The organism is Polyangium sp. y55x31 (assembly GCF_029946505.1).
Classification (GTDB): Bacteria; Myxococcota_A; Polyangia; order Polyangiales; family Polyangiaceae; genus Polyangium.
The window spans coordinates 1-14,641 of the sequence record NZ_JARZHG010000006.1 but is presented as its reverse complement, the minus strand read 5'-3'; the positions used below and the strand labels follow the sequence as shown (position 1 = coordinate 14,641).

General features: G+C 70.6%; 12 protein-coding genes. 7 read left to right on the top strand and 5 right to left on the bottom strand.

Annotated elements, in window-relative coordinates; translation table 11 throughout:
* The first annotated feature begins 75 nt into the window (after nucleotides 1–75).
* Nucleotides 76–930, top strand: a complete 855-nt coding sequence (locus QHF84_RS13715; protein ID WP_281313721.1) for a hypothetical protein — start codon at nucleotides 76–78, stop codon at nucleotides 928–930.
* 3 nt (nucleotides 931–933) lie between these two features.
* Here QHF84_RS13715 and QHF84_RS13710 read toward each other — a convergent pair whose 3' ends face one another.
* The 4 genes from QHF84_RS13710 to QHF84_RS13695 form a co-directional block, all read right to left on the bottom strand.
* Nucleotides 934–1,746 (bottom strand): hypothetical protein, encoded by an 813-nt coding sequence (locus QHF84_RS13710; protein ID WP_281313720.1) that lies wholly within the window; start codon nucleotides 1,744–1,746, stop codon nucleotides 934–936.
* Nucleotides 1,736–2,260 (bottom strand): hypothetical protein, encoded by a 525-nt coding sequence (locus QHF84_RS13705; RefSeq protein ID WP_281313719.1) that lies wholly within the window; start codon nucleotides 2,258–2,260, stop codon nucleotides 1,736–1,738. Before QHF84_RS13705 ends, QHF84_RS13710 begins: the two co-directional genes overlap by 11 nt.
* Before the next feature lie 101 nt (nucleotides 2,261–2,361).
* The gene (locus QHF84_RS13700; protein WP_281313718.1) at nucleotides 2,362–3,435 is read right to left on the bottom strand and encodes a type IV pilus twitching motility protein PilT; all 1,074 of its coding nucleotides are present in this window, start codon (nucleotides 3,433–3,435) and stop codon (nucleotides 2,362–2,364) included.
* Complete coding sequence (locus QHF84_RS13695) at nucleotides 3,435–5,294, bottom strand: PilT/PilU family type 4a pilus ATPase (protein WP_281313717.1); 1,860 nt, start codon at nucleotides 5,292–5,294, stop codon at nucleotides 3,435–3,437. The genes QHF84_RS13700 and QHF84_RS13695 overlap by 1 nt, the downstream gene beginning before the upstream one ends.
* Before the next feature lie 106 nt (nucleotides 5,295–5,400).
* Here QHF84_RS13695 and QHF84_RS13690 point away from each other — a divergent pair, with 106 nt between their 5' ends.
* Together QHF84_RS13690 and ung are read left to right on the top strand one after the other, a co-directional pair.
* Nucleotides 5,401–5,691: a hypothetical protein gene (locus tag QHF84_RS13690; protein ID WP_281313716.1), complete on the top strand. Its 291-nt coding sequence runs from the start codon at nucleotides 5,401–5,403 to the stop codon at nucleotides 5,689–5,691.
* Nucleotides 5,692–5,833: 142 nt separating this feature from the next.
* A complete protein-coding gene (gene ung, locus QHF84_RS13685) occupies nucleotides 5,834–6,550 on the top strand; it encodes a uracil-DNA glycosylase (RefSeq protein WP_281313715.1) in 717 nt (238 codons plus the stop codon).
* On the opposite strand, the gene QHF84_RS13680 is transcribed toward ung, so the two are convergent.
* Complete coding sequence (locus QHF84_RS13680; RefSeq protein ID WP_281313714.1) at nucleotides 6,529–8,028, bottom strand: serine/threonine-protein kinase; 1,500 nt, start codon at nucleotides 8,026–8,028, stop codon at nucleotides 6,529–6,531. The two genes, ung and QHF84_RS13680, sit on opposite strands and share 22 nt — an antisense overlap.
* 330 nt (nucleotides 8,029–8,358) lie before the next feature.
* On the opposite strand from QHF84_RS13680, the gene QHF84_RS13675 reads away from it, so the two are divergent.
* The 4 genes from QHF84_RS13675 to QHF84_RS13660 all read left to right on the top strand — a co-directional run.
* Entirely contained in the window at nucleotides 8,359–9,216 is an 858-nt protein-coding gene (locus QHF84_RS13675) for a hypothetical protein (RefSeq protein ID WP_281313713.1), read from the top strand.
* Nucleotides 9,213–13,343 (top strand): serine/threonine-protein kinase, encoded by a 4,131-nt coding sequence (locus QHF84_RS13670; protein WP_281313712.1) that lies wholly within the window; start codon nucleotides 9,213–9,215, stop codon nucleotides 13,341–13,343. The genes QHF84_RS13675 and QHF84_RS13670 overlap by 4 nt, the downstream gene beginning before the upstream one ends.
* A gap of 40 nt (nucleotides 13,344–13,383) precedes the next feature.
* A complete protein-coding gene (locus tag QHF84_RS13665; protein WP_281313711.1) occupies nucleotides 13,384–13,911 on the top strand; it encodes a hypothetical protein in 528 nt (175 codons plus the stop codon).
* Between the two features lie 388 nt (nucleotides 13,912–14,299).
* The coding region (locus QHF84_RS13660; protein WP_281313710.1) for an RNA-binding protein at nucleotides 14,300–14,641 on the top strand (342 nt) is incomplete at its 3' end.

Here is a 14,641-nt window from a genome sequence, read left to right as displayed (position 1 = left end):
TCGCCGCCCTCGTGCTCCTCGGGGTGACGAGCTGCGCTGCAAAGCGTACAATCTCGTCCTCCGAGGAGCGCAGGCATGACCTACCGCGATGAAAGAGACGCCCTTCGCGGGCGAATCGAGGGCCTCGAGCAGGACCTCCAGGACGCCCGCAGGTCCCAGCAGACGGCCGAGGAGAAACGCGCGCGCATCGAGCAGATCGAGGGCCGCATGCGCGAGGCCGAGCAGGATCTGCAAGCCCTTCGGAGCGAGCTCGCCGCGCTCCGGGGCGCGCCGCCGAAGAAAAAGAGCTCCCTCGTGGTGCCCGTCCTCATCGGAAGTACGGCGCTGCTTGCGATGACGGGCTCCGTCGTGCTCTTCGTCGTCGACGCGCCGCCGCGCCCGCACGAGCCCGTCGCCTTGCCCGCGGTCGTCAACGCGCCCGTCCCCCCCGGAGAGCCGCCTCGCACCGACCCGCCTCCCGCGCCGCCGCCCGCGCCCGCGCGTCAGGTCGCGGCGCGCTGGGAGGGCAAGGTCACCCGCGCGAATGGATTGCCGTTCGGCGCCGGCGCCGCCTGCGTCGTGGATTCGACCCTCGAAGGCAATGGCGAGAAGGGCAGCGTCGTGGATCTCTCGGTGACGTGCGGCGGACGCCCCGTGTATCGCTCGACGGACGAGCTCGAAGGAATGAGCATGAACGGATTCGGCCTCGGCGAGCGGCCGGGCAAGGACGCGGGAACGTTCACGTACGCCGTAAAATACAGCGATACCGGCGCGCGCTCCGGGGCCCGCACGCAGGTCTCGCTCGACTCCTCGCAGGGCCAGGGCGCGGTGTGGAGCGACGTCGTCCCGATTTTCCGCGTCGAATTCACGCTCCCGACGTTCAGCGCGCCGGTACGCGGCGAGCGCCTCCTCGCGCCCGCGCCCGCGCAGGAGCCGGCGCAAAAGCCCTGACGTTCAGAACGGGTAGACGACCGAATACAGCCGAAACTCCGCAATCCCGTCCCCGGCGACGGTCGGCTCCGCGGAATCGGCGAGGCTGAAGCGCGCTTCGCCCATGAAGGCGATCCAGTTCTTGGGCCGCCAGGCAAGGCCGAACCCGAGTCCGCCCTGGAAGAGCACGTCCTTTTTGTTGTTCTCCTCGGAGAACGACGCGCCGAGCGAGGCGAGGATCAGGTACGGCTGGAGGCGTTTGTCCTCACGATAGAAGATGAAGGTGTTGAAGAGCAGCGGCATGTCGGTGCGATCGATGCCGAAATAGCTGTTGTAGCCGAACTCCAGCTCGAGCTCGAGATACCCTCCGTACAAGCGGATCCCGCCACCGCCGCCAATCCCGAATTCATTGCGGTTGACCATCCAGAGCGACGAGAACCGCCCGGACATGGCGAATTCCGGCCCGCCCCCGCCGATCGGCGGGGGGCCGCTCTTCGACGGCGTGGTGGGCGTCACCGGCGCCGTATACACCGGCGGCGGTGGCGGAGGCGGAGGCGGAGGCGGAGGCGGCGGAGACCACGTCGGAGGCGGCGGAGGCGGAGGCGGAGGCGGCGGCGGATACCACGTCGGAGGAGGCGGCGGCGGCGGTGGCGGAGGCGGCGGCGGCGGGGGAGGCGGCGGGGGAGGCGGCGGCGGCGGCTTCATCCCCGTGCCCATCGGCCCCGTCGCGTGCACGTCGGGCACCGAGATCATCTGGCTCGTCGCCGCGACCGAGACGACGATCAGCGCCGGCAGCAGGCGAACACAAACGCTTCCAGGGCGGCGCTCAGAAGACATAAACGACCCCCACGAGCTTCGCCTCGACGAACCCTTCGGCCCCGAGGGGGCCGCCCGCTCCCGGGACGACGTACCCGCCGCCTCTCACCTGGGCGCCCAGAGAAACCTTTCTCGTCCGATACGCGACGCCGAATCCACCGCCCATGTGCCACCGCGTGTCGCGCCCCGCGTCCACCTGACCGAGCGACCGGCCCGCCGAGGCGAGGAGGTACGGCTGCCACGCGCCCGACGCGAGGTGAAGGATAAACGATCCGCCATAACTGAGCTCATAATGGTTTTCCCCGAGATAGCGGTCGTAGCCGATGTCGAACTCGAACTCGAGCGGCATGTAGCTCGCCGGCCTCGACGGATACGAGATGGGATGCATGCGGATCACCGCGCCGCCGCCCATCGCGAACTTCCCGCGCGGGATGTTGTACTGCGTCGCGAACCGCGCGCCGAACCCGAGCGAGCCCCAGTAGACCTCCCGCCCGCGATACCGCGTGTACGTGGCCTGCGACGGACCCGTCGGCATGGGCGTGGGCGTGGGCGTGACTTGCTGCGCGAACGCCGCGGCGGGCGATAGCAGTGAGCCCGCCGCGATCGCAAGGAGTCCGATTCTCCGCGAGATTCGCATCATCCCCCCGCGAGCCGCTGCACCACGACCTTCTGGAAGCTCTCTTTGTCGATGGCCTTTTCGAGCGCGACCTCCGGCGAGATCGTCCCTTTTTGCACGAGCCGCTCGAGCGCCATATCCATCGTCTGCATCCCCTGCGCCTGGCCCGCCTGCATGATGTTCGGGATCTGGAACGTCTTGCCCTCGCGCACCATCGACGCGAGCGCCGACGAACCCACGAGGATCTCGTGCGCCGCCACGCGGCCCTTGCCGTCCGCCGTCTTGAGGAGCTGCTGCGCCACGATCGCCACGAGGCTCTCGGCGAGCATGCCCCGCACCTGCGGCTGTTCGTCGGCGGGGAAGGCGTTGATGATGCGGTCGATCGTCGCGGCCGCGCTGTTCGTGTGCACGGTGCCGAAGACGAGGACGCCGAAGCTCGCGAGCTGGAGCGCGAGCTTCATGGTCTCGTTCGTGCGCAGCTCGCCGATGAGGATGACGTCCGCGTTCTCGCGGCCCGCGCTGCGAATCGCGGCCGCGAAGCTCGACGCGTGCGGCCCGACCTCGCGGTGCGTGACCTGCGACATCTTCGGCTGGTGCACGAACTCGACCGGGTCTTCGATCGTCAGGATGTGGCAGGGCCGCGTCGTGTTGATGTGATCGATCATCGCCGCGAGCGTCGTCGACTTGCCGCTGCCCGTCGGGCCCGTGACGAGCAAGAGCCCGCTGCGTTTGTCCGAGAGCTTGCGGACGACCGGCGGGCAGCCGAGATCGTCGAGCGTGAGGATCTTCGTGGGGATGATGCGGAAGACCGCGGCGAGCCCCGTGATCTTGTAGAAATAGTTCGCCCGGAAGCGCGCCTTGTCCTCGTACTGGTAGGCGAAATCGAGGTCGAGCTCGTTCGTGATCTTGGCGCGCTCCTCGGCCGAGGTGATCTCGAAGAGCAGCTCCTCCATCTCGGCGGTGTCGAGGGGCGTATCGCGCAGCGGCACGAGCTCTCCGCGCGCGCGGAGGAGCGGCGGATAACCGACCCCGAGGTGCAGGTCGCTGCCCTTCTTCGCGAGGAGCTCGTCGAAGAGCCGGTCGATGCGGGCCACTACGCGCCTCCCTTCTTGCCGAAGAGCGCGCCGGCGCGCCCGAGCAGTCCCTTGTTCGCCTCGGGCTCCGCGGGTTTGGGTGGTTCGCCGGGCGGTATCGGCGGCGCGGCCGGCGCGCGTTTGCCCGCGAGCACGGCTTCGAGCTCGTCCGGGGCTTCGGCGACGAGCAGCGCGTCTTCGAGCGAGGCCTTGCCGGCGCGGACGAGCTCGGCGAGCGAGTCGTCGAGCCGCACGATGCCGAAGCCCTTGCCGCGCTGCTGGAGGCTCGGGATCTGCCAGGTCTTGCTCTCGCGGATGAGGTTCCAGAGCGGCACGGATCCGGGCAGCATCTCGGCGGCGGCGATCATGCCGGGGCCGTCCTGTCGTGGGAGCAGGCGCTGGCTCACCACGAGCCGGAGGCCGCCGGCGAGCGTCACGCGCACCTGCTGTTGATCGCCGGGCGGGAAGAGGTCGATGAGCCGATCGATGGTCTTCGCCGCGCTCGGCGTGTTCATCGTGCCGAGCACGAGGTGCCCGGTCTCGCTCGCGGAGAGCGCCATGCGCACGGTCTCCGTGTCGCGCAGCTCGCCCACGACGATGACGTCCGGATCCTCGCGGAGAGATGCTTTGAGGGCCGATTGAAATGTACGCGTGTGGGATCCGACCTCGCGCTGGCTCATCATCGCCTTCTTGCGCGGGTGGACGTACTCGATCGGGTCCTCGACCGTGATGATGTGGTGCGAGGTCTCGCTGTTGATGATGTCGACGATGGCCGCGAGCGTCGTGGTTTTACCGTGCCCCGTGGGCCCGGTGATCACGATGAGCCCCTGGTGGTGGCGCGTCGCCAGCGCGATCGCGTCGGGCAGGCCGAGCTCGGCGAGGGTCGGGATCTCCCGCGAAACGAGGCGGAACGAGGCCTTGAGGCCGGTGCGCTGGCGCGTGACGTTGACGCGCGAGCGGCCGAAGCGTGGATCGTCGAGCGCGAAATCGCAGGAGCCGTCGAGCGCGAGCTGCGCGCGCAGGCGCTCGGGGATACGCGACTCCAGCATGCGCTCGAGGGCCTGCGGCTCGACCACGGGGCCCTTCGGCAGGAGCTTGCCGCCGATGCGGAGGAGCGGCGGCCGGCTCGCCACGATGTGCACGTCACTCGCGCCGTCCGCGCGCGCCCGGAGCAGGACGTCGTCGAGCGCGAGCGCGGCGAAATGGGCGACGCTCGCCGCGGCCGCGAGCAGCGTGGGGTCGGCCGGATCGTCCAGCGTGATGGCGAAGTTGTGCGGGCGCGGCGTGTCCTTGCGCGCGGGCGCGAGCGGGCGGCTCTCGTCGAGATCGAGCTCGAACGAGGACGACGCGGTGATCACGGGCGCCGCCGCGGCGATCTTCTCCGCGGTCGGGAGCGTGGCCTGGGGCGGCGGGGCGGGCGCCTGCGGAGCCGCGTCTTCGTTGAGATCACTCCACGAAAGCTCCGACGGGCTGCCCGGCTTCGTCGGGCCTGCGTGCGCCGCGGGGCGCGCGGGGACGGGCTGGATCGGCGTGGGTTTTGGCGCGGGGACGGCGGAGGCGCCGGCCGTGCGTGGATCCTGGGCGAGCCGCGTGAGCCTCGCTTGCACGGCGTTCGGGTTGCGCACGGCGGCGATGGCGATCGGGCCGATGCCGTCCACGCGGCAGCCCCACTGCACGGGCTTTGGGCCGAGGCTCTCGATGTGGCGGCTGCCTCCGGCCGTGGTGAGGATCTGCAGGATGTCGTCGGACGAGAGGATTTTCCGGTCGATGATCTCGTAGACGCCGCCGATCTTGACGCAGGGATTTCGGCCCGTGGCGAGGGCGATCTCGGTGACGTCGGGTCGGAGGAGGTTCTCGAGCAGGGCTTTGAGCTGGGGCATCGCCTTGGCGGAGCGCGGGGGAGGGTCATCGTAACGGACGGCTCGATGTTTCGGCAAGGACGGCGCCGTCCGCGATACAATCGCCGCACGGCCGCCCGGGTTCGCCATGGAACACGCCCCCTTCCTCGCCGCGCTCTTCGGCGCCCTCGCGGGCGCGCTCGAGGGATTCGTGCTCGCCGTGATCGTGGCGCCCTACCAGCAGCGCCGCGGCGTCAAAGCCTCGCCGGCCATCCCGGCGCATCTTTTGTGTGGCTCGTTCTCGGGCGGGATCACGGCGGGGATCGCGGGGATCTGGCTCTCGCTTCGCGCGGCCGCCTACGCGGGCGCGGCGGCGTGGCCGCTCGTGTTCGGGATCATGTGGCTCGTCACGCGGACCGCGGGAGGCAGGCGGGCTTGATCGCGGTCATTCCGGAGAAAATGGCAGGGTTCGTCCGGGCGCACCTGCCCGCGGGCCGCTCCGGCGGCGCGCTTTCGTGGTTCGAGGCGGTTCCACCTGGCCAAACCCGTCGTGATGCCTTACGATGCGCCGTGTCCACGTCATGAAGATCGATTTGCCCCGCTCCTGGCGAAACGTCCTCGCGGACGAGCTCTCGCGCCCCTCGTTCGCCGAGCTCGCCGCGTTCGTCGACGGAGAGCGGAAAAACCACGAGGTTTTTCCGCCCGAAGACGAGGTGTGGAATGCGTTCAAGAAAACCCCGTTCGAGAAGGTCCGTGTGGCCCTGCTCGGCCAGGATCCCTACGTCGGCAAAGGGCAGGCGCACGGGCTCTGCTTTTCGGTTTGTCACTCCCAACGGATCCCGCCCTCGCTCGCCAACATGTTCCGCGAGCTGCGCGAGGACATCCCCGGCTTCGAGATCCCCGACCACGGCTGCCTCGAACCCTGGGCCGAGCAGGGCGTCTTCCTCCTGAACACCATCCTCACGGTGCGCGCCGGCGAGGTGGGATCACACCGCGGCAAGGGCTGGGAGACGTTCACGGACGGCGTGATTTCGGCCCTCTCGGCGCGAAAAGAGCCGGTCGTCTTCGCGCTCTTCGGCGCGCACGCGCAAAAAAAGGCGCGCCTCGTGGACGCCTCGCGGCACCCGATCATCAAGACGGGCCACCCCTCGCCGCTCTCGGTGCGGAGTTTTTCCGGGACGAGGCCGTTCTCCGCCATCAACGCGGCGTTGCGCTCGATTGGAAAACCCGAAATCGATTGGAGATTGCCGCCGCGGCGGGAGATCCCTGCTGCGGCTCAGGTGTCCGGCCTGCCCTGACCCGAGACCATCGTGAGCGAGGGCTTGGAGCGGCGTGTCGAGGCACGCCGGACGATCGTCGAGCCGGGCGGCCCCGCTTCGAGGAAAAACCCGCCCGCGCTGCCGCTCAGGCCCTCGATGGCGGCGTCGGTCGCCGCGAGCCCGTCCACGTGGCCCCGCGGCGCCCACGTCTCCGTGCGCGCGAGGTTGCCCGAGGCGATATCCATCTCCGACGCGAGGCGCACGTTCACCGCGTCCACATGCACGGCCACGTTCGCGTGCACCGCGCTCCCTTCGTCCTGCTGCTGCAGGGCGGCGTGGAGCGTCAGGGCAAACTGCACGGCGGAGCGGCGCTCGGTCTTCGCGTGCACCGGATCGGCCGAGAGAAGCTTGACCCCGAGGAGCTGCGTGCTCGTGACCGTGGCGAGCAAAAAGCCGCCCGAGCGCATGCATTCCTCGGCGCGTTCGAGGGTATGGGCGAGCGCCGTGACGAGGGATTCGTCGGCCTCGTCCGCGCCCTCGGGAAAACGCAGATCCACGTGGATCCCGACCGCGCGCCGCTCGGCCTCGGCGCGGGCCGTCTCCTCGGATCGGCCGGCGCGCACGGCCTCGCGGAGCGCTTCGAGGAACGCGCCCACGGATTCGAATCGCCGGTCGGGCTTCTTTTCGAGGCACCGGAGCACGATGGCGTCGAGCGCGGGGCTCACGGGGGCGCGCTGGCTCGGTCGTGGCGGCGGCGCCGCGAGGTGTTGCTCGACGAGGCCCTCGTGCGCATTCGATTCGAACGGCGGGCGCCCCGTGAGCAAGACGTGCAGGAGCGCGCCGAGCGCATAAATGTCCGTGCGCGCGTCGATAGGACCACAAAGGATCTGCTCGGGCGCCATGATCGAGGGCGTGCCGAGCTGCTGGCCCATCGAGGTGAGCCCGGCCCGGCCCGGCTCGGGCGCGAGCATCTTCGCGATCCCGAAATCGAGCAGTTTGACCACGCGCGGCGGGCCCTCGCAGATCATGATGTTGCTCGCCTTCACGTCCCTGTGCACGATGCCGGCCTCGTGCGCGACGGTGAGGGCGGCGCAGACGGGTTCGAGGGTCGCGAGCGCCTCCTCGGGCGCGAGCCTGCCGCGCGCGCCGAGGTAATTGCGCAGCGTCGTGCCTTCGAGGTACTCCATCACGTAATACGGGGTGCCGTCGGGCAACGTGCCGAGCTCGTGCACCTCGACGATGTTCGGGTGGTGGAGGCGCAGAATGACCTCGACCTCTCGCACGAATCGCTCGGCCATGCGCGGCAGCGCCATGAGCGCCGGGTGCATCACCTTGATCGCGACGCGACCGCCTTTGATGCGGTGGCGCGCGCGATACACCGAACCGTGCCCGCCCGACGAGGCGAGCTCCTCGATCACGTGATCCCCGAGGATCGTCCCCGCCTGAAGCTCACCCGATCGTGCGCTCTCCCTGGCTTTGCCATGAGGCTGCGTGGTCTTATCGTTCCTTCCCGCCATGGCCCATGCCCCCCTGCTCTCCGTCCTCGAACCGTGCGTCGAATTCCGCGGAAATCAGAGAAACCGGAGATTTTTATACGATAGCACGTCCCGCGCGGCTCCGAGCGCAGGCGAGCGGAATTTGAGCGCATCATCAGCGCATCATCTACGAACGAGAACGACGGATTTTCGTGATCGCGTGTCGCGGACGGATGGGCGGGGACGCGCAGGGGCGCTCTTTTTCGACCCACTGCGTTTTCGGTTCGTGTGTTCTTTTCCGGTGCTAGAATAGCGCCGGCTTTCTTCTTGATTTCATATTTTTCGTTTTCGTGGAGGGGTCGGGGGGGAAACATGCGACGCAACACGCTCGCTTTGCTGATGATTTCGTTGGGGACGCTCGTGGGCTGCGGAGACGCGGAGGGCGTATACGAGGAGGAAGGGACCGTCGAGGACGTGGCGGAGATGGCCCTGGTCGAGGGCAATGCAATCCAGCCGAACGCGATCCAGCCGAATGCCATTCAACCGAACGCGATCCAGCCGAACGCGATCCAGCCGAACGCGTTGACGCCGGCGGCGATGAGCCCGAGCTCGCTCGCCGCGCTGCAGGACCCGGGCGAGGCGGGACATATGTCGCGCATGTTCATGCGTTATGCCGTGGGCTGCGCCTTCGATCCGTCCCAGTCGCTCACCGTGACGTGGACGGACGAGCTCGGCATGACGCAGACCGAGACGTACGTCGGCAAGCTCGGGCTCGCGCCGTCCTGGGCGACCGGGCCGCTCGACGAGACGGGGCAACGCTGGGTCTCGGCTTGCCTTGCGGCACGGACGAACTGGTATGGCGTGACGGTCACGCTCTCGATGCGCGCCCCCCACGACGCAATCAAGCACGCGGGGATCGTCGAACGATACAGCTATCCTAAAGAGGAGGGGGCTTTTTGGGGGAATCTGTTTGCGCCCACGCCGTACCTGCAATCCTGCGTGCACGTTCCGAACACGGATTATGTCCGTAGCCTCATGCGGGACTGCGCCGCCGGGCATGTCGGCCCGAACGGAATCGAGAGCTGCGGCCTCATCGCGCGCCGCGGCTCGTGCGACGCCGTTTGTGATTCGCTCGATCCGAACAATGGATTTCGTCCGAAATGCGTTTACGATGGAACGGTGAGCCCTCCTCGTAAGACCACGGAGGTCGTGACGGTGTTCCTGCAATGACGTTCGTCCACGGCGCGCCGCTCGACGAGGGGCCCGTTTCCCTCGGCCCGAGGCGAGGCATCCGGTGCCTCGCATGCGGGCGGCGCGTGCCCGTGGACGGTTGCCCCGAGCATGGAAGAGGCGCGCCGGATGCGAGCGCGCCCGAGCCCCCCGAGCCGGCCGCGCCGGTGTTTCCCGGCTACGAGGTCACGGGCACGCTCGGCCGCGGGGGGTTTGGCGTGGTGTATGCGGCGCGGCGCAAAGGCGACGGCGAGCGCGTCGCCATCAAGCTCGCGCACCCGGACATACCCGAAGCGGCGCCGCGCCTCGTGCGCGAGGCGGAGGTGATGCGCGCGGTCGGCCCGCCCCACGTGCCGGCCTTCTTCGGGCTGGAAGAGCACGCCTCCGCGGGAACGTACGTGGTCATGGAGTTCGTCGCGGAGCGGACGCTCGCCGATCACCTGCTCGCCCGCGCGGGGCCACTTCCGGCGCGCGAGGCGATCGTGCTCGGGCTCGTCGTGCTGCGCGCCCTCGAAGCCATCCACGCGCGGGGCTACGTGCACCGCGATCTCAAGCCGGAGAACATCCTCGTCGACGCCGAGGGCAAACGCGCGGTGCTGCTCGATTTCGGCATCGCGCGTGGCCTGTGGACGGCGGACGCCGCACTCACCGCCGCAGGCGCGATCGTGGGCACGAGCGAGTACATGGCGCCCGAGTCGTGCGAGGGCCGTCGCGGCGAGGACACGCGCGCCGACATCTACGCGATGGGCGTGTTGCTGTATGAGATGCTCACGGGGCGCCCGCCGTTCTTCGGCCCCGCGCCGATCGTGCGCGAAGGCCACGCGAGCCAGAGGCCGCCGCCCCCGTCGGCCGTCGCGCCGCCGCCGTTCGCGCGATCGATCCCTCCCTCGGTCGAGGAGCTCGTGCTCCGTTGCCTCGCCAAGGCTCCCGCCGATCGACCTCCGTCGGCCACGTACCTGCGCGCGAGCCTCGCCGCCGCGCTCGCTTCACCGGGCGAGGAGCAGCTCGTGCTCGCCGTGCCCACGCTCGAGCCGCCGCCCGGCACGAAGGCGCCGAAGACGGCCGAGCGGCGCGTCGTGTGCATCGCCTGCTTCGAGTCGAGCCTCGACGCGATCGCCCTCCGGCGCGCGCTCGAGCCGTTCGGCGCGCAGATCGTCCACGCCTCCGCGGGCAGGTACGTCGCGGCCTTCGGCCACGAGGTCGACGAGAACCCCGCGCGGCGCGCCCTCGAAGCCGCGCGCGCGCTCACGGAGCAGGGCGCGTGCGAGCGCGTGGGGCTCGATCTCGCGGCCGTCGCGGTCCACCTCGGGCCCGATGGATCACGCCGCATCCTGGCGCCGCGGATCGCCCGTGACGACCGGTTCCCGAAGCCCTCGTCGCCGCTCGGCGTCTCGCTCTCGGCGGCTGCCCGCGCCGTGCTCGAAGCCTCCGGCGTCATGCCGGAGCGTCTGCCCACGGACCTCGACGGCGGCCTCGAGGAGACGCCGCCGACGTCGTCGGGCGAGGTCACGGAAGTCACCTCGTCGCGCGGCGCGATCCCGCTCTCCGGGCGCGAGCGCGTGCTCGACGCGCTCACGGAGCTCGGGCGGCAGGCCATCCAGGAGTCGCTGCCCGCGGTCGCCGTCGTGCTCGCGGAAGCGGGCTGCGGAAAGAGTTTCCTCAAGCGCGCCCTTTTGGAGCGGCTCGGGCAGGTTTTACCGGGGACGCGGCTCGTCGTGTTCTCCGCGCACGAGCCGGTGCACGGCGCGGCGGGGAGCGTGCGTGATCTCTTGCGGCGCGCCCTCGGCTTGCCCGACGAGGCGCCCGAAGACGGCGGGCGGGAGCTGCTCGCGGCGAGGCTCGGCCCCGCGCGTCACGCCGAGGCCGGCGCGAGCGTGGCCCTCTCGCTCGGGTGGATCTCGAAGGGCAGCGGCGCGCCGATCACGGGTCCTTCCGCGCTGCACGCGATCGAGGCCGCGCCGGGCGCGCTCCGGACGCTGCTCACGGCGAGCGTGGGCGAGGCGCTCCGGCGCAGGGCGCTCGAAGAGCCGCTCTGCGTGATCCTCGACGACGCGCATTTCGCCGACGACGCGACGCTCGCCATCCTCGATCTCGCCGCGCGTGCCGAGGCGCGCGCGCCGCTCTTCGTGTGCGTGCTCGGCCGGCCCTCGTTCGAGGAGGATCACCCGTCGTGGGGCGCGCGCGCGCATCGCCGCGCCGTGCATCGGCTCGGCCCGCTCGATCCTGCGAGCGCCGCCGCGCTCTGCCGCGAGCTCCTGCGGCCCGCGGAGAACGTGCCCGAGTCGGCGGTCGCGCGGATCGCGGCGCGCGCCGAGGGCGTGCCGCTCCTGCTCGTCGAGCTCGTGCGGGGCCTCAAGGCGCAGGGGATCGTCCGGAAGCACCCCTCGGGCAGCGGGTTTTTCCTCGCCACCGACGAGCTCGACGATCTGCCGGATCTGCCGCTCATCGAGTGGCTCGCGCACCGCGAGCTCGACGCGTTGCCGCCCGGAGCGCGCGCGCATGCGTGCCTCGCGGCCGTCCTCGGCGCGGAGGTGACGGTCGCCGAGATGCAAGGCGTGCTCGGGCGGCTCGATCGGATGAACGCGGGCGGGGATTTTCCGCTCGACGCGCGGGTCGGTTCGGAGAGGCTCATCGCCGCGGGGCTGCTCGCGCGCCACGGATCGGGCCGTTATGCGTTCCGGCACGCGCTCGTGCGCGAGGCGATCGCGCGGTCGGTGCCGGAGGCCCAGCGCGCCCGCATTCACCTCGCGGCCACGGCGTATTTCCAGCAAGCCTCGGGCTGGGACGGCCGCTCGCCGCCGAGCGGCGACGAGCGTCACCTCGCGCAGCTCGCGCACCACGCGACGCACGCGGGCGAGCGCGCCCTCGGCGAACGAGCGTATCTGGCGCTCGCCGACGCGGCGCGGGCGCGGCACGACTGGCTCGACGCGGAGCGCTGCTACACGCGCGCCCTCGAAGCATCGGCTGCGAGCGCGGAAGGCCCGGACAAACCGCTCGATTTGCGGCAGCGCGCGCTCCGGGGACGGGGCCTCATGCGTTATCGGCTCGGCCGGTATCCGGACGCGCTCGACGACCTCGCCCTCGCGTGCGACGCGGCCGCCGGAGATCACCTCACGGAGGCGGAGATCCTGCTCGACCAGGCCACGGTCCTCGACTGGATGGCCGACTACGAGGCGTCGCGCACGCGCGTCGTCTCGGCCCTCGCGATCCTCCCGGAATCGCCTCCGCCCGCGCTCCTCGCCCGCCTCCTGCTCGGCCAGGGTTTGTCGCTCCTCCGCTTCAGCCGCGAGGCCGAGGCCGTCCCGTTCTTCGAGCGCGTGATCGAGGTGGCGGACGCGATCGGGGACGACGCGTACGAGCCGCGGATCGTCGCGCTCTTCATGCTCGGCTTCGTGCTGCCGGCGCTCGGCCGGCTCGCCGAGGCCGAGCGGGCGATCGAACGTGCGATCGAGCTGTGCGAGTCGCACGGCGACGATCTCCATCTCGCGAGCGTGATCAACGCGCGGGCGTTCCTCGCGGCACTCGTCGGGGACAAGGCGCGCATGGTCGCCGACTTCGAGCGGGTCGCCTGGCTCGGCCGCGAGCTCGGCCAGGACTGGCTGGAGATCGCCGCGCACCACAACCTCGGCGAGTACCTGTACCTCTGGGACGATCTCGACGCGGCCGAGCCCCACGCGGCGCGCGCGCTCGCGCTCGAAGTGCGGCACACGGGAGGTGCGCCGCGGCCCGTGATCGCGCTGCTCGACGGGCGCCTGCGGCATTTTCGTGGCGACCTCCAGGGCGCGCGCGAGGCCGCGGCGCGCATCCGGGAGCAGGCGGGCCCGACGCTGCCCGTGCCGGCGGAGGACGTGCTCTGCGTCATGCTGGAGCTCGCCACGAGCGACGCGGACGACGCGGCGTGGGACGCGCTCGAGGCGCGTTCGCGCGAGTTTTCCGTGGGACAGGAGCGACTGGAGGTGGCGGAGGCCCGCGGTTTGTCGGCGCTCCGCCGCGGGCGCACGGCCGAGGCGCGGCGCCATTTCGAGCGCGCGCTCGAAATCGGCAAGACCTTGCCGAACGTCATGGCCCCCCGGATCGAGCGACTCCTCGCGCAGACGCGGGCGGACGAGGCCACGTTGCGGTCGTAATGTCGATACCGCGGCCGCCCCGTACGGCGTATCGTGCGGCATGGATGTCGACCGCAATGGATGGGCGAGCTTGCCGATCGAGCCGCTCCCCGTAGCGAGCGCGTACACGCTGCTCGCGCCCGATCCTTCGGCCCGCGTCGACATCGCGCTCTGGGCGCACAAGGCCCGCACGTTCTTCGGCGTCGGGCTCGAGCTCTTGCAGCCGAAGGCCTATCCGAACGGCGAAGCGCCTCGGGCGGACGCGGCGGTCGTCCTCGTGCAGCGCAAGGGGCTCCGCGCGGCCGCGCGCGTGCTCGTGGTGACCGTGCCCGTCGAGGAAGCGCCCGAGGCGCGCGCCGCGGCGGAGGCGGGCGCGGCGGCGATCGGCGGCGCGGGCATGGATGTGCTCGTGCAGCGCGGCAGGCGTGTGTGGCAGGTGTCGAGCGAGGTCGGGGAGGGAGACGATCCGAACGCGCCGCTCGCGCTCGCCGCGATCCTCGCGTCGATCCTGCTCGCGCCGATCGTCCCGCCGGGTGGGGGCACGATCTTCGGCGTGAAGGGTGCGCGGGAGCGGCTGGGATTGGCATGACGAACTTCGTTCCCGGACGAACCCGGAAGGTCGCACACGATGCCGCCTCCTCCACGTTCGCCTCCGCCCGTGGTTTCCGCGTCTTCTGCGATCTCCGTCCGCACGGGGGCTCCAGCGTCCCCGAGAAAAGGCGGCGACAGGCTTGCGACCTTGAGCGCGTCGGGGTACGGTAGGCGCCTCACGAACGTCACTGGCCCTCGACACGACGCTTTCTTTCCTCCCTCCACTCGGAGGGGGACGTGGCTCGCCTCGAACGACTGGCAGACGCAGCGTGTGCTAGCGCGGACTGACCCGCGCGGCACGTCCCCGTTCGATCGCTACGGCTTCGTCGAATGGTCGGCAGAGATGGCGCGCCCGCGCGCGAAGGAAGCCGTGAAAGCATCATGTCATGGGAAATCGTCTCTACGTAGGCAACCTCTCCTACAGCACCACCCGCGAGACCCTCGAGCAGGCGTTCTCGGCTGCCGGTGAGGTTCGCGAGATTGCGATGCCGACCGACCGTGAGACCGGTCAGCCGCGTGGCTTCGCGTTCGTCACGATGGGCTCGGCGAGCGCGGCGACGAACGCCATCTCGCAGCTCAACGGGGTGATGCTCGACGGCCGCACCCTCAAGGTCAACGAGGCCCAGGAGCGCCCCCCGCGTGAGGGTGGCGGCGGCGGCGGCCGTGGCTTCGGCGGCGGCGGCGGCGGCGGCTTCGGCGGCGGCGGCGGCGGCGGTGGCCGCGGCGGC